The sequence below is a fragment of the Arthrobacter sp. Y3224055 genome (genome assembly GCF_059090825.1).
In genome coordinates this window covers 535,252-553,635 of sequence record NZ_JBNHGB010000001.1, presented here as the reverse complement: position 1 = coordinate 553,635, position 18,384 = coordinate 535,252, and the positions used below count along the sequence as shown (strand labels likewise).

Here is an 18,384-nt window from a genome sequence, read left to right as displayed (position 1 = left end):
GACGGGCCGGGGCGTGGCGAGGCCAGGGTCAGGCGCCGCGCTCGGCGGACTCCGCGTGGCGCAGGACCGCGTCGGCGCAGGCGCCGGGCTGCTCCCAGTGCACCATGTGCCCGGCGTCCTGCACGGCCACGTGGTGCCAGTGCGGGTGCCGGGCCAGGAAGTCCGCGACCGCGGCGGGCGGCCGGGTGGAATCGCGGGTGCCGGTCACCACGAGGGCGGGAGCGGCCACCAGCGCCGCGACCTCGGGTGCGGCCCCGGCCAGCCCCGCGGGCAGGCTACGGCGCACGACGTCGGGGTGCCGCCTGAAAGGGGCCCGGAATGTTTCGCGGTCCGCGCCCTGCGGCTCGTTGCCGCCGCTAAACCACCCGCGAATCAGCTCCTCGCCGGCGGCCAGGTCCGCGGCCGGATCGGAAGATGTCCCGCCGATCAGGCGGCTGAGCTTGTCGACGGTTGCCGCCGACGGCGGCACCGGCACCATCCCCACCACGGTGAGCGACGCCGTCGTCCGCGGGAAGCGCGCCGCGATGGTGGCGGCGATGTTGCCGCCCAGGGAGTGCCCGACCCAGTGCACCGGCCCGCCGCCGAAGCGGTCGACCAGGGCCGCGGCGACGTTCTCCACGGTCCAGTCGAAGCCGGCGGGCGGACCGCTGCCGTAGCCGGGAAGATCTGGGGCCGCGACGTCGCGGCCGCCGGCGGAGAGCCGGGCGGCCAGCGGTTTCCAATAGCCGGCGGAGCAGGCCCAGCCGTGCAGCAGGACAATCGGATGCGTCATGGCTCGATTATGCCCGGCAGTCCGCCGTGAACCGGGCGGCTCGGGCGACGGGTGTGCGGGCGGGTGCCGCGCTGTCCGGGCGCGCGGCCTGCGTGCGGGACCGGCACCGCGGGCGGGAGATACGGGCGGGTGCAACGCTGTCCGGGCGCGGCCTGCGTGCGGGACCGGCGGCAATTAGGGCAGGAAAGCGGTTCTTAATCGCGGAGAACATAGGTTAGCCTTACTTGAGTCGCTTTTTCCGGCCCGAGGGGGTATGCGCATGCCAGCTGATCCGGCGGCGACGGCACCTTCCCATCCGGCGCCCGGGCCTCGGCTGGCCCGCGCTTCGGGCGGCGACAACGGGACCGGCAGGCCGTCCTCCACTGCTCCCGGTGCGGCACGGCTGCCGCGCAGGCTGCTGGTGGGTATCCCGGCCGCCCTGGTGGTGCTGGCGCTGATCTGCTGTGCCTCGCTGGCCCTCGGGGCGCGCCCCATCGGCGTGGAGACGTTCATCCAGGCCTTCGTTGCCTTCGACCCCGCCAACGGAGACCACGCCGTGGTCCACTCGCGCATTCCGCGGACCGTCACCGGGCTGCTGGTGGGAGCGGCCTTAGGCGTCGCCGGCGCCGCCATGCAGGGCGTGGCGCGTAACCCGCTGGGCGATCCCGGCATCCTGGGCGTAAACGCCGGGGCCGCGCTTGCGGTCGTGGCGGGCATCTTCCTGTTCGGCGTGACGCAACTTTCCGGCTACGTCTGGTTCGCGTTCGCCGGTGCCGCGCTCGCTGCCATGCTGGTCTACGGGGTGGCCAGCATGGGACGGGAAGGCGCCACCCCGATCAAGCTGGCGCTGGCCGGCGCCGCCCTGTCCGCGGGGCTGAGCTCGCTGATGTACTCGGTGCTGGTGACCAACCAGGACACGCTGGAGGGGTTCCGCTACTGGCAGGTGGGATCGGTGGCCGGCCGCGGCTGGGACCTGATCGGCCAGGTGGCCCCGTTCATCGCCGTCGGACTGGTGGTCACGCTGTTCACCGGAAGGATCCTGAACAACTTGTCGCTGGGCGACGACGTGGCCCGGGGCCTGGGCCAAAAGGTGGGCCTGTCCCGTGCCATCACGGCGCTCGGCGTCGTGATCCTGTGCGGCGCGGCGACCGCCATCGCCGGCCCGATCGCCTTCGTGGGCCTGATCATCCCGCACATGGTCCGCGCCCTGACCGGACCCGACTACCGCTGGATCCTGCCCTACTCCATGGTGCTGGCCCCCGTGCTGCTGGTCGGCGCCGACGTGGCCGGTCGCTTCCTTGCGCCGCCCGGCGAGATCGAAGCCGGCATCACCACCGCAGTGATCGGCGCGCCCGTGTTCATCTGGCTGGTCCGGCGGCGGAAGGCGGCCGGGCTGTGAGCAAGGTGGACACCCCGCGCGGAAAGCGCCCGGAATCGGCGCAGCAGGCGGCCGACGCCGCCATGCCCCAGGCCGCCGAGCCCCAGGCCCCGGACCGGCCAGTGCAGGGTTTATCGTCGAGGGCAGGGTATATGGACGGTGCACTCGAAGAATTACCCCGCACCCGCGGAGGCGGCGGCCAGCGAGCCGTGGCTTCCGTCAGGGCCGGACGACGCAGCCGGCGGCGCGCGGCGCTCATCGCCGCCCTGACTGGCATCGTCGTCGTCCTGTTTTTTGTCAACGTCCTGCTGGGCAGCTACACCGTGACCATCCCGGACTTCTTCCGGCTGCTGGCCGGGGAACAGATCCCCGGGGCCAGCTTCATTGTGATGGAGCACAAACTGCCGCGGGCCGTGATTGGCGTGCTGGTCGGGCTCGCGTTCGGCCTGGCCGGCAGCATTTTCCAGACCATGCTGCGGAACCCGCTGGCCAGCCCGGACATCATTGGCATCAGCTACGGGGCCAGCGCCTCCGCCGTGACCGCGATCGTCGTGTTCGGCGCGGCCGGCGCCGCGGTCTCCGCCGCCGCCATGGCCGGGGCGCTGGTGGTGGCGGGGGGAATCTACGCGATTTCGTACCGCTCCAGCACGGTGTCCGGGGCGGCCGGCTCGCGGCTGATCCTGGTGGGCATCGGCTTCGCCGCGGTGATGCAGGCGCTGGTCAGCTACCTGCTGACCCGCACGGATATCCGCACCGCCCAGGGCGCGCTGGTCTGGCTGAACGGGTCGCTGAACTCCAGCAATTGGGACCGGGCCACGGTCCTGGTGGCCGGGCTGGCCGTGCTGTTCGTGGCCGTGGCACTGTTGGCGCGCAGCCTGCACGGCCTGGAAATGGGCGACGACGCCGCTGCCGCGCTGGGTGTCCGGGTGGCCCCGGCCCGGCTGGGCCTGATGGCGGTGGGGGTGCTGCTGGCCGCCGCGGCCACTGCGGCGGCAGGTCCGGTCGCGTTCATCGCGTTCCTGTCCGGGCCGATTGCCCGCCGGTTGCTGGGCGGTGCGGCATCGCTGCCGGCGGCCGCGCTGGTGGGCGCCCTGATCGTGCTGGCCGCCGACTTCGCCGCGGCCAACCTGATCCCGATGTATCTGACCGACGGCGCCTCGCTGCCGGTCGGGGTGGTGACCGGCGCGCTGGGCGCGCCGTTCCTGCTCTGGCTGCTGGTCACCACCAACCGCCGAGGCCAAGGAGGCTAAGTGCGCACGCTCGAATCCCGCGACCTGACGCTGGCATATGACCGGCGCACCGTGGTGCAGGACCTTACCGTCCGGCTGCCGGAAGGCAAGGTGACGATCATCGTCGGGGCGAACGCCTGCGGCAAGTCGACGCTGCTGCGCGGGCTGGCTCGGCTGCTCAAGCCGGGTGCCGGGTCCGTGCTGCTGGACGGCAAGGACATCCACCGGCAGTCCACCCGCGACGTGGCGAAGGTGCTGGGCCTGCTGCCGCAAAGCCCGGCGGCCCCCGACGGAATCACCGTCGCGGAGCTGGTGGGCCGCGGCCGGTATCCGCACCAGGGCTGGTTCCGGCAGTGGACCCGGGAGGACGACGACGCCGTCAGCGCGGCCTTGGCGGCCACCGACACCCTGGAACTTGGCGACCGGAACGTGGACGAACTCTCCGGCGGCCAGCGCCAGCGGGTTTGGATCGCGATGGCGCTGGCCCAGGAGACCGACGTGCTGCTGCTGGATGAGCCGACCACGTTCCTGGACGTGGCCCACCAGGTGGAGGTGCTGGATCTGATCACGGACCTGAACCGGCGCCGCGGCACCTCCGTGGCCATCGTGCTGCACGACCTGAACCTGGCCGCCCGCTACGCCGACCAGCTCGTGGCGATGAAGGATGGCCGGGTGGTGGCCGAGGGCGCCCCCGCGCAGGTGGTCACCGAGGAGCTGGTGCAGACGGTGTTCGGACTGGAGTCGCGGGTGATCCCGGACCCGGTGTCCGGAACGCCGATGGTGGTTCCGGTCGGCCGCCACCACTGCGAGGCGCCCGCCCCGGCCGAAGACGACGCCGATCCGGTCCTTTCCACGCCGGACCTCAAGCACGAAGAACCCGCGGCGTGAGCGAGGCCGGCCGGCGCCGAAACCGCCCGCACAGGGTCCCGGCGGCGCCGGGAGGAAAACCCGGCGCGCAGCCGAAGGAACGGACATGGAGAACGGAGCACGATGACCGCCGTAGCAACTGAAACATCCGCCGTAGTGCCGGTGCTGGCCTTCGGCGTAGCCGTCGCCCGGGTAGAGGACCTTTCGCCGAGCTACCGGCGGGTCACCTTTTGCGGGGAGTCGCTCCGCCGTTTCGGCGTGGACGGGCCGACGCTGGATCTGCGGATCAAGGTGATGATCCCGTCCACCGGCGCCGGCGGGCGTCCGCTGCCGCTGCCGGCATTCGGCGGGCCCGCGCGCCCGGCCGGTCCCGAAACATCGGCCGGCCAGGAAACCATGGCCGGCACGGACACCGCCGTGGAACTGGGCGGCGGCTGGTACCAGCAGTGGCTGGCCATGGACCCGGCCCGCCGCGGCTCCATGCGCACCTACACCGTGCGCGCCTTCCGGCCGGCGGAAGGCGGGCGGGGGCCCGAACTGGACGTGGACTTCGTGCTGCATTTCGACGCCGACGGAAACGGCGGTCCGGCGTCGTGCTGGGCGGCCGCCGCCGTCCCCGGCGACGAGGTCACCATCATCGGCCCGAACGCCGCGGCGGCCAACTGCGCGACGGCGAAGAGCTACGGCGGCATTGAGTGGCGGCCCGGGCTGGCTTCGCACGTGCTGCTCGCCGGCGACGAAACCGCCGTTCCCGCCATCGCGTCCATCCTGGAGAGCCTCCCGAAGCACATGACGGGCCACGCCGTGCTCGAGGTCCCCGACCCGGCGGACTTCCAGGACATCCGGTCTGCGGCGGACGTGCAGATCTCCTGGCTGGCGCGGGGCGGCCGCCCGCACGGCGAACTGCTGGACGAAGCGGTGCGCGCCGCCGTCGTTGTGCCCGGAGCAGGCCTGACGCCGGCGACGGGGGAGGACCCCGAAGAAGTGGACATTGACCAGGTGATCCTGTGGGAAACCACCGCCGGCTCTACCCGGCCGTTCTACGCCTGGATTGCGGGGGAGGCGGCGGTCATCCGCGGGCTGCGCCGTTACCTGGTCCGGGACGTGGGAGTGGACCGCAAACAGGTGGCGTTCATGGGCTACTGGCGGGCCGGCAAAGCCGAACTGTAGGGCGCCGGCACCCGCCTGTCCCTCCTGGCGGCGGCATTGCCGGCCGGGGACACGGGCGTGGTGCACGCGCCCGCCGGGGCCACGGCGCCCGCGGCTAAAATACCCGGGCGAAACCGGGCAGGCCGCTGCCATACTTGCTCCATGGGCGTTGAGGGACAGCGGGACCAGGACGGATTTTGGGCCATCGTGGCCGAAGGGGAGCAGCGCATTCGGGAGACTTTTCCGGAGTTGCCGTGTTTCGGCCTGCGCGGGTGGGACGGCGGCGTCATGGTCGGCGAATGGATTTTCGACGGCGGCCCGCACGGGCTGCTGCATGGCGACCCGGGGCTTGGTTCGCCGTATGCGCAGGTCCTGACCACGGCCCACGAGGTAAACCAGAGCATTCGAACCATGCGGCTGGGCGCCCGCGCCGTGGTGGAGGACAAGGACGCCTACCTGCGGCAGCTGGACGAGTTGGACCGCCAGGAACCGCGCATGGTGGGCATCGCCGTCGACGGCGAACGGGTGGAATTCGCGCTCTGGCAGGACGGCGGCAAGTGGTGGGCCGGTGCCGAGCGTGGGCGTTACGGCATCATCATCGAGGCGGCCGGGCTCGAGGCGCAGGCGGTGGCGCTGGAAAGCGTGGCCGACATCGAGCCTTGCCTGGCCGCGCGGCGTCAGTGGCTGCGGCAGGTCCGCGGCGAAGCCGAATGAGGGCGGTGGGTGGCCCCGCCCCCCCCCCCCCCGCCCTCACCGTTTCCGGGAAAGAGCCCTCCCCGGGATTCCTGCTGCCGGTCAGAGGTGGTTCATGCCCTCCGTGAGGACGGAGCGCAGGATCTGCTCGATCTGGTCGAATTCGCGCTGTCCGATGGTCAGCGGCGGAGCGAGCTGGACTACGGGGTCTCCACGGTCGTCCGCCCGGCAGTACAAGCCGGCGTCGAACAGCGCGTTGGACAGATAGCCGCGCAGCAGGTGCTCCGACTCTTCGTCGTTGAACGTCTCCTTGGTGGCCTTGTCCTTGACGAGTTCGATCCCGTAGAAATAGCCCTCGCCGCGGACATCGCCGACGATCGGCAGGTCCAGCAGCTTTTCCAGCGTCTTGCGGAAGGCCGGGGCGTTCTCCTTGACGTGGTTGTTTAGGCCTTCGCGTTCGAAGATGTCCAGGTTGGCCATGGCAACGGCGGCCGAGACCGGGTGCCCGCCGAAGGTGTAGCCGTGGTAGAACGTCGTGTCGCCATGCTTGAACGGTTCGAACAGGCGGTCCGAGGCGATCATCGCGCCGATCGGCGAGTAGCCGCTAGTCATGCCCTTGGCGCAGGTGATCATGTCCGGCACGTAGTCGAAGTCGGTGGAGGCGAACATGGAACCGATCCGGCCGAACGCGCAGATGACCTCGTCGGAAACCAGCAGAACGTCGTACTCGTCGCAGATTTCCCTCACCCGCTCGAAGTACCCGGGCGGCGGCGGGAAACAGCCGCCGGAATTCTGCACGGGTTCCAGGAACACCGCGGCCACGGTGTCCGGGCCTTCGAACTCGATGGCTTCCCCGATCCGGTCCGCGGCCCAGCGGCCGAAGGCCTTCGGATCTTCCAGGCCCGCAGGGGCGCGGTACTGGTTCGTGTTGGGGACGCGGAACGCGCCGGGCACCAGCGGTTCGAAGGGTGCCTTCATGTCCGGGATGCCGGTGATCGAAAGCGCTCCCTGCGGGGTGCCGTGATAGGCGACGGCGCGGGAGATCACCTTGGTCTTGTTGGGCTTGCCCTTCAGCTTGAAGTACTGCTTGGCCAGCTTCCACGCAGATTCCACGGCTTCGCCACCGCCGGTGGTGAAGAAGACCCGGTTCAGGTCGCCCGGGGCGTGGTGGGCCAGGCGTTCGGCCAGTTCAATGGCCGCCGGGTGGGCATAGGACCACAGCGGCATGAAGGCCAGTTCCTTGGCCTGGCGGGCGGCCGCCTGCGCAAGTTCCTCGCGGCCGTGGCCCACCTGGACCACGAAGAGCCCGGCCAGGCCGTCGATGTATTCGCGGCCCTGGTCGTCGTAGATGAGGTGGCCCTCGCCGCGGGTAATCACCGGTACGTTGCCGCCGGCAACCAGCGGTGAGTGTCGGGCCATGTGCATCCACAGGTGGTCGCGGGCCGCCTGCTGGCGGTCCGTTCCCATCGGAGTGGTGTAGGTCCGGCGCATCGGGGCGTCGGTCGTGGTGCCGGCGGGTGTGCCTTGGCCCGGGATGCTGGTGCTTGGCGATGCTGATGTCTGTGTCATCGGGTTCCCCAGTTGTATTCCTGCTTGCGCAGGGAGAGATACATGAATGTTTCGGTGCTCAGGACACCGGGAATGCCGCGGATCCGGTTGACCAGCCGCAACAAATCCTGGTCGTTTTCGCAAATGATTTCGGCCAGAATGTCGAACGAGCCCGCGGTGACCAGGCAGTAGTGCACCTGGTCCAGTTCGGCGATCTTGTCCGACACTTCCAGCAGGTCGGCAGCGGTCTTGATGCCCAGCATGGCCTGCCGGGCAAAGCCCAGTTGCAGCGGATCGGTGACCGCGACGATCTGCACGACGCCGGAGTCGATCAGCTTCTGCACCCGCTGCCTGACGGCCGCTTCGGAGAGCCCGACCGCCTTGCCGATGGCGGCGTAGGAGCGCCGGCCGTCCTCCTGCAGTTGCTCGATGATGGCCTTGGAGACCTCGTCCACCGCAGGGCTGTGGCCGTTGCCGATGAGGCCGTGGCCGGCACTGGGCAGCAAGGTCAAGCGTATCCACCTCCTAAGCGAATACCCGCCACCGGCAGGGATTGCTGACTATTGAATCCGTTGTCTGATGAGAGCGCAAGTGCTGAATCCGAAAAGATTCGCGGCGGAGGCTATCGATATACGCAGAACTAGAGGCTACTATCTGTTTGTGAAGCAGCTCACTTCAGCTTTCACGTGCGGCCCTTCCGTCCGCCGGGTGCATACTTCGCGGGTGCGCCCTTAGGGAGGGGACAATCCACGTGCAGGCAGCGGGGCATGCTTCGGATTTCGTCGTGTAACCAAAAATTTACAACTGAAACTATTGTCGGGGTCTCCGCGGTCTGCAAGTATCGACGCACCAGCGAGGCCCGATCCGTCAACAGGAGCACCAGATGCCGAAACGACTACCTGAAGACCCACGCCTGCGACGCCTGATCGCTGCGCAAATGTCCCGCCGGAACGTCCTGATGGGCGCCGGCGGACTGACTTTGGCCGGCCTGCTCGCGGCGTGTGGAACGGGCGGCACGGGCGGCTCGTCGAACACCGGCTCGGCCGGTGCCCTGTCCCCGGCGGAAGACCTGTCGGACCAGGAAAAGGAAGTCAACTGGGCCAACTGGACCCTGTACCTGGACTACGACGACTCCAGCCAGACCTACCCGTCGCTGGAGGCCTTCACCAAGAAAACCGGAATCCAGGCCAACTATTCCGAGGATATCGACGGAAACGACACGTACTTCGGAAAGGTCCAGGGCCAGCTCGCCGCCGGGCAGGACATTGGACAGGACATCATCACGCTCACCGACTGGATGGCGGCACGACTGATCCGGCTCGGCTACACCCAGGAACTGGACCACGCGAACATCCCGAACGCGGCCAACCTGTTGGAGACCCTGAAGAACGTGGACTTCGACCCGGACCGGAAGAACTCCCTGACCTGGCAGTCCGGATACGCGGGCATTGCCTGGAACAAGGAAGCGGTCCCGGGCGGGCTGCGGACGGTATCCGATTTGTGGAAGCCCGAGCTCAAGGGACGCGTGGAAGTGCTCGACGAGATGCGCGACACCATGGGCCTGCTCATGCTGGACAACGGCGTGGACATTTCCGGCGACTGGGGCACGAGCGAATACGACGCCGCCCTGGAGGTCCTGCAAAAGCAGATCGCCGACGGCCAGATCCGCCAGGTCAAGGGCAACTCCTACAAGGAAGACCTGATCTCCGGCGACGCGCTGGCGGTGATCTGCTGGTCCGGCGACATCACGCAGCTGAACTTCGAGGAGGGCGACAAGTGGCAATTCGCGCTTCCCGAGGCCGGCGGAACCCTGTGGTCGGACAACCTGCTGGTGCCGATCGGCTCGCCGCACAAGAAGAACGCGGAAACGCTGATGGACTTCTACTACGATCCGGAAAACGCGGCGACCGTAGCGGCTTACGTGAACTACATCTGCCCGGTGCAGGGAGCCAAGGAAGCCATGGAGAAGATCGACCCGGAACTGGTCGACAACCCGCTGATCTTCCCGACGGACGAAGACCTGGCCAAGGTCAAGGTCTTCCGCAGCCTGGAGGCCGACGAGGAAACCGACTTCGGCAACCGTTTCCAGCAGGCGATCGGCAACTGATGACCCAGGCACCACTGAGGACAGAGCACGCCCACGCAGTCGGCGAAGACAGCGGCGCGGATCTGGTGCTGTCGTCCGTGACCAAGCGGTTCGGCGATTTCGTGGCCGTCGATGACCTGGACCTGACCATTCCGGCGGGCCAGTTCTTTGCCCTGCTCGGCCCCTCCGGCTGCGGCAAGACCACCACCCTGCGGATGGTAGCCGGGCTGGAACAGCCCACGTCCGGCAGCATCAGCATCGGCGGCAAGGACATCAGCAAGGCCAGCCCGCACCAGCGGCCAGTCAACACCGTGTTCCAGAACTACGCCCTGTTTCCGCACATGAGCGTGCTGGACAACGTGGCGTTCGGGCTGCGCCGGCGCAAGGTCCGCGACGCCCAGGAGCAGGCGAAGAAGGCACTGGCGCTGGTGGAGCTGTCGCACCTGGGCGCACGGCGGCCGGCCCAGCTCTCCGGCGGTCAGCAGCAGCGCGTGGCGCTGGCGCGGGCCATCGTCAACCAGCCGGCGGTGCTGTTGCTGGACGAACCGCTGGGCGCGCTGGACATGAAGCTGCGCCGGCAAATGCAGGTGGAACTGAAGAAGATCCAGACCGAGGTCGGACTGACCTTTGTCCACGTCACCCACGACCAGGAAGAAGCCATGACCATGGCGGACACCGTGGCCGTCATGAACGCCGGCAAGGTGGAGCAGATGGGTGCTCCCCGCGAGCTGTATGAACTGCCGCGCACCGTGTTCGTGGCCAACTTCCTGGGCAAATCCAACCTGGTCGCCGGGGAGATCATCGAGGACCGGGGCGACGCCGTCGTCGTCAATGCCAACGGCAACCGGCTGGCCGTGCTGAAGGAGCGCGCGACCGTGCACCGTGGCAAGGCGCTGATCGGGATCCGTCCGGAGAAGCTGAAGATGATGTGGCCGGACGATGCGCCGGCCGAAGCCGCCAACGTCCTGCGCGGAACCGTGCTCGACACCTCGTTCACCGGGGTCAGTACCGAGTACCTGGTAGAGGTTGCCGGGATCGGCACGGTGGGCGTCTTCAGCCAAAACCACGGCCAACAGCTGGCCCAGCCGGGCGACGCCGTCGTGCTCAGCTGGGACACGGAACACGCCTTCGGCCTCGACGGCGACGAGGAACCGCAGTACGGGGCGCCCGAGGACGGTGTCTGATGAGTGCGCTGGCCACCGCAGACACGTCATCGGCGCCGGATCAGGGACGCGGCAGCGGCGAGCTTAAGGAGGAACGCCGCCGGGGGCGGATGGGCTATTGGCTGATCCTGCCCGGCTTCTTCTTCCTGTTGCTGTTCTTTGTGCTCCCGGTGTTCTCGCTGCTCGCGACCTCGCTCTACACGAAGCCGCCGGGGGCCGACATCGGCCAGTTCGTGCCGGCGCTGGAGTTCAACAACTACGTGCGGGTGCTGGGCAGCTACTGGCCGGAGTTGCTGCGTTCCTTCGGGTTCGCGCTGGTCGCCACCGCCGCGGCGCTGCTGATCGGCTATCCCATGGCCTACCTGATCGCGGTCAGGCTGCGCGGGCGCGGCCTGCTGCGGGGCATCCTGCTGGTGCTGATCATCGCCCCGTTCTTCACCAGCTTCATCCTGCGCACGCAGGCCTGGAAACAGATCCTCGCCGACGAGGGCCCGGTGGTCTCCGTGCTCAGGGCGTTCGCCTTGCTTCCGGAGGACGGGCGGCTCACGGCCACCGCCTTCGCCGTGGTCTGCGGCCTGACCTATAACTTCCTGCCCTTCATGACCCTGCCCATCTACGCGAACCTGGAGCGGCTGGACACCCGGCTGATCGAGGCCGGCAACGACCTCTACGCGAACGGTTTCACCACCTTCAGGACGGTCACGCTGCCGCTGTCGATGCCCGGGGTGATGGCCGGAACGCTGCTGACCTTCATTCCGGCTGCCGGGGACTACATCAACGCCTCCCTGCTGGGCAACAACCAGAACACGACCATGATCGGCCAGGTCGTCGACTCCCGGTTCTTCCGCATCGTCGACTACCCGGGCGCTTCGGCACTGTCCTTTGTGCTGATGCTGGCCATCCTCGCCCTGGTCTTCATCTACGTGCGCCGTTTCGGCACCAAAGAACTGCTGTAGGGGGCTCTGACGTGAAAAACTCCTTCGGCCGCTGGCTGGTCCCTGTGTTCGGCGGCCTGGCGTTCGTCTTCCTGCTGGTCCCCATCGCCTACGTCTTCGTGTTCTCCTTCAACGACGCCGGGCGCACCAACCTCACCTGGCGCGCCTTCACGTGGGACAACTGGACCAACCCGTGCGGCGCCCCGGCAGTCTGCCAGGCGCTGGGCAACAGCCTCCAAATAGGCGCGGTTGCCACGGTGATCGCCGTCCTCCTGGGCACGGCCATCGCCATCGGGCTGGTCCGCTACCGGTTCCGGTTCAATTCCACCGCCAACATGCTGATATTCCTTCCGCTGGCCACCCCGGAAGTAGTCCTCGGCGCCTCGTTGCTGGCGCAGTTTCTGAACGTGGGCGCGGAGCTGGGCAAGGGCACCATCATCATCGCCCACACCGTCTTCTGCATTTCCTTCGTCGTGGTCACCGTGAAGGCCCGGGTCGCCAGCCTCGACCCGAAGCTGGAGGAGGCGGCGGCCGACCTCTATGCCTCCCCGATGCAGGCGTTCTGGCGAGTCACCTTCCCGCTGCTGCTGCCGGGGATCGTGGCGGCGGCCCTGCTGAGCTTCGCGATCAGCTTTGACGACTTCATCATCACCAACTTCAACTCCGGCAACGTGGATACCTTCCCGAAGTTCATCTACGTGGCCGCCACCCGCGGCATCCCCGCCCAGGCGAACGTGATCGGCTCGGCGATGTTCATCATCGCGCTGCTGATCGTGATCGGCGGGCAGATCCTCGCACACCGCCGCGCCAAGATGCTGGCGGCACGCTGACCCGCCCGACCCGCTGACTAGGAGCCCTTCATGATCGACCGGAACCGGCTGGCGGTGCTGTTCGCGCGCGAACTGCAGGACTTCGAGGCCAAGCATCCCCAGTCCAAGGCACTGTACGACGGCGCGTCCCACCTCTTCGGGAAAGTCCCGATGACATGGATGAACAAGAGGGCGGGCAGCTTCCCCCTCTACCTCGCCCGGGCCCGCGGCTGCCGGGTGTGGGACGTGGACGGACTCGAATACGTGGACTTCGCGCTGGGCGACACCGGCGCGATGGCCGGCCACTCCCCGCAGCCCACCGTCGAGGCGATGATCCGGCGTGCCGCCGACGACGGGGGACTGGCCACCATGCTGCCCACCGCGGACGCCGAGTGGGTGGGGGCGGAGCTGGCCCGCCGGTTCGGCGTGGAGCGCTGGAGCTTCTCGCTCACCGCCACCGATGCCAACCGGTGGGCCATCCGGCTGGTCCGGGCCCTGACCGGCCGGAGCAAGATCCTGTTCAACCCGTACTGCTACCACGGGTCGGTGGACGAATCGCTGATCGTGGCCGGACCCGACGGCGAGGGCATGAACCGCCCGGGCAATGTCGGGGCACCGGTGGACGTGACGGAGACCAGCAGGGTCGCCGAGTTCAACGATCTTGCCGCCCTGGAGCGCCAGCTGGCCTACGGAGACGTGGCAGCTGTGCTGATGGAACCGGCACTGACCAACATCGGCATCGTGCTGCCGGAGCCGGGCTACCTGGACGGCGTGCGGGAACTGACCCGCCGGCACGGCACGCTGCTGATTATCGACGAGACGCACACCTTCTCCGCCGGCCCCGGCGGGGCGACCGCGGCGTGGGGGCTCGAGCCGGACGTGGTGGTGATCGGCAAATCCATCGGCGGCGGCATCCCCTGCGGCGCCTACGGGCTCAGCGCGGAACTGGCCGAACGGGCACTGGGCCGGGCCGATTTGGACCTGGTGGACATGGGCGGCGTGGGCGGCACCCTGGCCGGAAACCCGCTGTCCGTCGCGGCCATGCGGGCCACGCTCGAACACGTGCTGACGGACCAGGCCTTCGCCGCGATGACCGCGCGTGCCACGGAGTTCGCCACCGGCGTGCAGCGGGTGATCGATACGTATTCGCTGCCGTGGTCGGTGTCCCGGTTGGGTGCGCGGGCCGAATACCGCTTCGCCAACCCGGCGCCCCGCAACGGCACGGAGTCGGCGGCCAGCCACGACGGCGGGTTGGAGGACTTCCTGCACCTATACCTGGCCAACCGCGGCATCCTGCTCACCCCGTTCCACAACATGGCCCTGATGTGCCCGCAAACCACCAGCGCCGACGTCGAACGGCACCACGAGGTCTTCGAAGAAGCCGTCCGGGAACTGACCGGCGGCTGAGGCGGCGGGCGCCGAGCCGTCGGCTTGGGATACTGAATGGATGACGATCGCCAAATCCGCCATCCTGTTTGTCCTCGCCGCCGTCGCGGAGATCGGCGGCGCCTGGCTGGTCTGGCAGGCGGTGCGCGAAGGCCGGGACTGGTGGTTCGCCGGCTTGGGAGTGATGGCCCTGGGCCTGTACGGTTTCATCGCCGCCCAGCAGCCGGATGCGAACTTCGGCCGGGTGCTGGCCGCGTACGGCGGAGTGTTCATCGCCGGATCACTGGCCTGGGGCATGCTGCTGGACGGTTTCCAGCCGGACCGCTGGGATTTCATCGGCGCCGGCCTCGCGCTCGCCGGGGTCGCCGTCATCATGTACGCACCGCGCAGCGTCGCGTAGCGCCGCGCCGGGCCGCTGCCGGAACGGTTTCTTTGTTAATCTGGTCCGGTGACTTTCGCGCAGCGTTTTGTGGCCTTGGGGGATTCGTTCACCGAGGGGGTGGGAGACAAGGATCCCAGCCTGCCCAATGGTGTACGCGGCTGGGCCGACCGGGTAGCCGAGCAGCTGATGCTCGCCGATGCCGGCTGGGGCTATGCCAACCTTGCCATCCGCGGCAAAAAGATCACCCAGGTACTGAACGACCAGATCGACGCCGCCGTAGCGCTCCGGCCGACCCTGGTCACCCTCTATGCCGGCGGCAACGATCTCCTGCGCCCGCGGGTGGACATCGACGCGCTGATGGCAGGGTACGAAGCCGGCGTGGCCAAGCTGGCCGCCACCGGTGCCGACGTCGTGCTGTTCACCGGCTTTGACACGGTGGCCTCGGCGGTCTTCAGCAAGACCCGCGGCCGCACCGCCATCTACAACGAGTGGGTGCGCGAGATCGCCGACCTGCACGGGGCGAAAATCGTTGACTACTGGCGGATGCGCGAGTTCCGCGACTGGCGTTACTGGGACGACGACCGCCTGCACATGTCCACGGCCGGGCACACGCTGATGGCCAAGAAGGTGTTGGAAGTGCTGCAGGCCGAGGACATCATCGACCTGCCGGCGCTGCCGGACCTGGCGGCGCTGACCCGCCGGCGCGCGATGGCCGCCAATGTCCGGTGGGCCCGGGAGCACCTGGGCCCGTGGATGGGACGCCGGCTGCGCGGCACGTCCTCGGGGGACTCGCTCACCGCGAAGTACCCGCAACTCACGGGGCTCCACACCACCGGACGGGTCTAGTGCCGCGCGGGCAGAAGCGGAAGTGCCGGCCCGCCGGCCCTAACAGTTGAAGCCTCAAGTTTTATGGCAGAATAGAGGCATGACTTCTGCACGCTGGCTCGACCCCGAAGAACGCCAGGCCTGGCTGGCCTTGCTGGCGGTGTCCACCCTGTTGCCGGGCAACCTCGACGCCCCGCTGTACCGGGAGGGCAAGCTGACGCTCTTCGACTACAACGTGCTGGCCATGTTGTCCGAGGCTCCGGACCGGTCGCTGCCCATGAGCGAGCTGGCCTCCCGCACCTATTCTTCGCTGTCCCGGCTCTCGCACGTGGTCAAGAAGCTTCAGGGCCGCGGCTGGGTGACCCGGGCGCAGTGCGCCGATGACGCCCGGGTGACCATGGCGTTGCTCACGGATGCGGGGATGGACGCGATCGTGGCCCTTGCGCCGGGGCACGTCGAAACCGTGCGGCAGGCGGTTTTCGACGGACTGGACCGCCGGGATGTGCAGGACCTGGAACGCATCGGCAAGAAAATCGTGCAGCAGTTGGAGCCCAACAGCTGGGTGCTGCGCGAACCGCGGCTGAACAGCTGAGCCTTGCTCCCGGAGCCGCGGTTCGCTGTCGCCGTCGGGGGCCGGCCGTTGGTTTGATCCAAACCGCCGCTGCCCCTAAGATGGAAAGGCGTTAAGTCACGCAACTTGGCACCTCCTTGCCCAGGCGGGGGGTGGCGACGTTGCGTGGCGTCCGTGTTTACCTAGAATTGAGGGTCGCGGATAGGCCGCGCCTCCCCCGGGAGGCAAGCGGCTTATTGCACCTGACTTCACCGTCTTCCCCGCGGCGAGGCACTTCGGCTGGATCTCACCCCGCCAGGTTCACCTCCGGAAAGTCGCAGTAATAACGGTGTCACAACTGGTGGCGGGCGCTCTTACACGCAGATTCGCAGGCGCTTTACTTACGTTTCTGCGTCAAGTCCGTCAATATTTACTACAACTGGAGGAGAGATCATGGCAGCACACTGCCAGGTGACCGGAGCCGAGCCCGGCTTTGGCCACAGCATTTCGCACTCGCACCGCCGCAACAAGCGCCGGTTCGATCCGAACATTCAGAAGAAGCGCTACTGGGTTCCGTCCCTGCGCCGCAACGTGACGCTGCAGGTTTCGGCCCGCGGCATCAAGACCATTGACGTCCGCGGCATCGACGCTGTCGTCGCCGAGCTCCTCGCGAAGGGTGTGAAGCTTTAATGGCCAAGGACAAGGACGTACGTCCCATCATCAAGCTGAAGTCCACCGCCGGCACCGGCTTCACCTACGTGACCCGGAAGAACCGTCGTAACGACCCGGACCGCATTGTCCTGAAGAAGTACGACCCGGTCATCCGCAAGCACGTCGAATTCCGAGAGGAGCGCTAAACATGGCCAAGAAGTCCAAGATTGCTCGCAACGAGCAGCGCAAGGTCGTTGTCGAGCGTTACGCCGCGAAGCGTGCCGAGCTGAAGAAGACCCTGGTCGACGCCAACGCGACCGACGAGGCCCGCGAAGAGGCCCGCCTGGGCCTGCAGAAGCTGCCCCGCAACGCGTCCCCGGTCCGCGTCCGCAACCGCGACCAGATCGATGGCCGCCCCCGCGGCACGCTCCAGAAGTTCGGAATCTCGCGCGTGCGTTTCCGTACCATGGCGCACAACGGCGAACTGCCGGGCATCAAGAAGTCCAGCTGGTAGAAATCCGGCCGGCTTCCCGGTGAAGCTGCATCAAGGCGGCGGTCCAGCAGGGCCGCCGCCTTTGCCATGCCCGGAGCGCTCCGGCAGGCAGCGGGGAGAACGAGGGCCGTGATCGACCGCTGGAACAGTCCATCGCCGTAGCTCCCACGCTGAAGCGGTGATCGTGTCGCGCCAGCCGTGCCACACGAAACCGGGGCAGCCGCGGCGCGCGGAAACGGCCCATCATATGCTCTCGGCGCAAAAAGCGGACCCCGCGGGGCTGAATCGGCCCGAAATCGGGGTATTTCGCTAAAAATTCCGCCAGATTCCGCGGATTTTGCCGGATCGGGGCGGCCAAGCTGGTAAGTTTTCGCTCAGTAGCTTTTCCGCAGCCTGCGGAGGCTCTGACCAAACCGAAGCAGTCCAGGAGGACAAAAATTGGCTATCAATCGCAGTGAACTTGTTGCAGCTGTTGCAGAGAAGGCCGGCACCAGCCAGACCGCAGTGAACGGTGTCCTGGACGCCGTGTTCGACATCTTCGCGACCTCCGTCGCCAAGGGCGAGAAGATCACCATCCCGGGCTGGCTCGCCGTCGAGCGCACCGACCGCGCGGCCCGCACCGGCCGCAACCCGCAGACCGGCGAATCCATCCAGATTCCGGCCGGCCACAGCGTGAAGCTGACCGCTGGTTCCAAGCTGAAGGCTGCTGTCGCCAAGAAGTAGTTTTCCCACCAGGCTTCCGCAGGACCGTCACCGGCAACCGGTGGCGGTCCTGCTCTTTAACGCCTTAACTTCTACCGGCGGTAAAATAGCCGGGCGGGGCGTGCGCCACAGGCACGCCCGGAAGCATCGGGACGGAGGACTCGGCATGGTCCAGCGGGAAGCGCGGCTGCTGCGCGGCTGGCTCGGCGCTGCCGTGGCCACCTCCGCCGCCGCGTTGTCGCATCTGGCCGGCGGGGGACATGCGCCCGCCCTGGCCGTCTGGTCCCTGTCCCTCGCCCTCTCCGGGCTGGTCTGCGTGGGCCTGGCCGGCAAGTCATTGTCCTGGCCGCGCCTGCTGGCCGCGGTGGGGGGCAGCCAGGCCATCTACCACCTGCTTTTCCGGGCGGGCCACGGCGCCCCGGCGGGGATGACCCCCGGCGCGGGAGCCCATGCCGGCCACGGCCCGGCGCTGCCTCCCGGCGACTGGGTGGCGGCCGCACCGGCCCCGCCGGCCGGGGCCGAGGATCCGGCGATGCTGGCAGCCCACCTTGCCGCTGCCGTTGCAACCGTCCTGCTGCTGCGCCGCGGCGAGCAAGCTGCAGCGGCCCTGGCCGGAACCGTGCTGTTGGCAATCCCGCGCCGGCTGTACGGCTGGCATCCGGTACCGCGGGCCAGGCTGGCCAGCCCCGGGGCACGGACTGTCCGTACCCTCGCCGCGCTTGGAGTGCCGCTGCTTTCGCTGCGGCACCGGGGGCCGCCCCTGCATCACGCTTTCTGACCGGCGCCA

21 protein-coding genes are annotated in these 18,384 nt (G+C 68.3%); 18 read left to right on the top strand and 3 right to left on the bottom strand.

Going from position 1 to position 18,384, the window contains the following annotated elements:
- Positions 1-28: 28 nt before the first annotated feature.
- Positions 29-772 (bottom strand): alpha/beta fold hydrolase, encoded by a 744-nt coding sequence (locus AC5RTY_RS02685; RefSeq protein ID WP_494022318.1) that lies wholly within the window; start codon positions 770-772, stop codon positions 29-31.
- Between the two features lie 253 nt (positions 773-1,025).
- On the opposite strand from AC5RTY_RS02685, the gene AC5RTY_RS02680 reads away from it, so the two are divergent.
- From AC5RTY_RS02680 to AC5RTY_RS02660, 5 genes are all read left to right on the top strand, one after another.
- Complete coding sequence (locus tag AC5RTY_RS02680; protein ID WP_494138927.1) at positions 1,026-2,150, top strand: FecCD family ABC transporter permease; 1,125 nt, start codon at positions 1,026-1,028, stop codon at positions 2,148-2,150.
- A complete protein-coding gene (locus AC5RTY_RS02675) occupies positions 2,147-3,379 on the top strand; it encodes a FecCD family ABC transporter permease (protein ID WP_494138926.1) in 1,233 nt (410 codons plus the stop codon). Before AC5RTY_RS02680 ends, AC5RTY_RS02675 begins: the two co-directional genes overlap by 4 nt.
- Positions 3,380-4,246 carry an ABC transporter ATP-binding protein gene (locus AC5RTY_RS02670; protein WP_494138925.1) on the top strand — a complete coding sequence of 289 codons (867 nt, stop codon included), beginning with the start codon at positions 3,380-3,382 and terminating at the stop codon, positions 4,244-4,246.
- Positions 4,247-4,348: 102 nt separating this feature from the next.
- Positions 4,349-5,395 (top strand): siderophore-interacting protein, encoded by a 1,047-nt coding sequence (locus tag AC5RTY_RS02665; protein WP_494138924.1) that lies wholly within the window; start codon positions 4,349-4,351, stop codon positions 5,393-5,395.
- A gap of 141 nt (positions 5,396-5,536) precedes the next feature.
- Complete coding sequence (locus AC5RTY_RS02660) at positions 5,537-6,088, top strand: hypothetical protein (RefSeq protein ID WP_494022323.1); 552 nt, start codon at positions 5,537-5,539, stop codon at positions 6,086-6,088.
- An 81-nt stretch (positions 6,089-6,169) separates the two neighbouring features.
- Here the strand turns inward: AC5RTY_RS02660 and AC5RTY_RS02655 are convergent, their stop codons facing one another.
- Complete coding sequence (locus AC5RTY_RS02655; RefSeq protein WP_494001304.1) at positions 6,170-7,558, bottom strand: aspartate aminotransferase family protein; 1,389 nt, start codon at positions 7,556-7,558, stop codon at positions 6,170-6,172.
- 74 nt (positions 7,559-7,632) lie between these two features.
- The gene (locus tag AC5RTY_RS02650) at positions 7,633-8,127 is read right to left on the bottom strand and encodes an Lrp/AsnC family transcriptional regulator (RefSeq protein WP_494000737.1); all 495 of its coding nucleotides are present in this window, start codon (positions 8,125-8,127) and stop codon (positions 7,633-7,635) included.
- A 371-nt stretch (positions 8,128-8,498) separates the two neighbouring features.
- Here AC5RTY_RS02650 and AC5RTY_RS02645 point away from each other — a divergent pair, with 371 nt between their 5' ends.
- The 13 genes from AC5RTY_RS02645 to AC5RTY_RS02585 all read left to right on the top strand — a co-directional run bounded on the left by AC5RTY_RS02645 (position 8,499) and on the right by AC5RTY_RS02585 (position 18,375).
- A complete protein-coding gene (locus AC5RTY_RS02645) occupies positions 8,499-9,722 on the top strand; it encodes an ABC transporter substrate-binding protein (RefSeq protein ID WP_494000736.1) in 1,224 nt (407 codons plus the stop codon).
- Positions 9,722-10,885: an ABC transporter ATP-binding protein gene (locus tag AC5RTY_RS02640; RefSeq protein ID WP_494000735.1), complete on the top strand. Its 1,164-nt coding sequence runs from the start codon at positions 9,722-9,724 to the stop codon at positions 10,883-10,885. Before AC5RTY_RS02645 ends, AC5RTY_RS02640 begins: the two co-directional genes overlap by 1 nt.
- Positions 10,885-11,820, top strand: coding sequence for an ABC transporter permease (locus AC5RTY_RS02635; RefSeq protein ID WP_494000734.1), 936 nt, complete (start codon positions 10,885-10,887; stop codon positions 11,818-11,820). The genes AC5RTY_RS02640 and AC5RTY_RS02635 overlap by 1 nt, the downstream gene beginning before the upstream one ends.
- Positions 11,821-11,831: 11 nt before the next feature.
- Entirely contained in the window at positions 11,832-12,629 is a 798-nt protein-coding gene (locus AC5RTY_RS02630; protein ID WP_494000733.1) for an ABC transporter permease, read from the top strand.
- Positions 12,630-12,659: 30 nt separating this feature from the next.
- Entirely contained in the window at positions 12,660-14,015 is a 1,356-nt protein-coding gene (locus tag AC5RTY_RS02625) for a transaminase (RefSeq protein ID WP_494000732.1), read from the top strand.
- A gap of 40 nt (positions 14,016-14,055) precedes the next feature.
- The gene (locus AC5RTY_RS02620; RefSeq protein WP_494000731.1) at positions 14,056-14,394 is read left to right on the top strand and encodes a YnfA family protein; all 339 of its coding nucleotides are present in this window, start codon (positions 14,056-14,058) and stop codon (positions 14,392-14,394) included.
- A 48-nt stretch (positions 14,395-14,442) separates the two neighbouring features.
- Positions 14,443-15,222 carry an SGNH/GDSL hydrolase family protein gene (locus AC5RTY_RS02615; RefSeq protein ID WP_494138923.1) on the top strand — a complete coding sequence of 260 codons (780 nt, stop codon included), beginning with the start codon at positions 14,443-14,445 and terminating at the stop codon, positions 15,220-15,222.
- Between the two features lie 79 nt (positions 15,223-15,301).
- Positions 15,302-15,793, top strand: a complete 492-nt coding sequence (locus AC5RTY_RS02610; protein ID WP_494012910.1) for a MarR family winged helix-turn-helix transcriptional regulator — start codon at positions 15,302-15,304, stop codon at positions 15,791-15,793.
- A 411-nt stretch (positions 15,794-16,204) separates the two neighbouring features.
- Positions 16,205-16,441 (top strand): 50S ribosomal protein L28, encoded by a 237-nt coding sequence (rpmB, locus tag AC5RTY_RS02605; protein WP_136785732.1) that lies wholly within the window; start codon positions 16,205-16,207, stop codon positions 16,439-16,441.
- Positions 16,441-16,608, top strand: a complete 168-nt coding sequence (gene rpmG, locus AC5RTY_RS02600; RefSeq protein ID WP_127512989.1) for a 50S ribosomal protein L33 — start codon at positions 16,441-16,443, stop codon at positions 16,606-16,608. The genes rpmB and rpmG overlap by 1 nt, the downstream gene beginning before the upstream one ends.
- Before the next feature lie 2 nt (positions 16,609-16,610).
- Positions 16,611-16,916, top strand: a complete 306-nt coding sequence (gene rpsN, locus AC5RTY_RS02595; protein ID WP_127512988.1) for a 30S ribosomal protein S14 — start codon at positions 16,611-16,613, stop codon at positions 16,914-16,916.
- Positions 16,917-17,333: 417 nt separating this feature from the next.
- The gene (locus AC5RTY_RS02590; protein ID WP_136785733.1) at positions 17,334-17,618 is read left to right on the top strand and encodes an HU family DNA-binding protein; all 285 of its coding nucleotides are present in this window, start codon (positions 17,334-17,336) and stop codon (positions 17,616-17,618) included.
- 145 nt (positions 17,619-17,763) lie between these two features.
- Positions 17,764-18,375, top strand: a complete 612-nt coding sequence (locus AC5RTY_RS02585) for a hypothetical protein (RefSeq protein WP_494000728.1) — start codon at positions 17,764-17,766, stop codon at positions 18,373-18,375.
- Positions 18,376-18,384 lie beyond the last annotated feature (9 nt).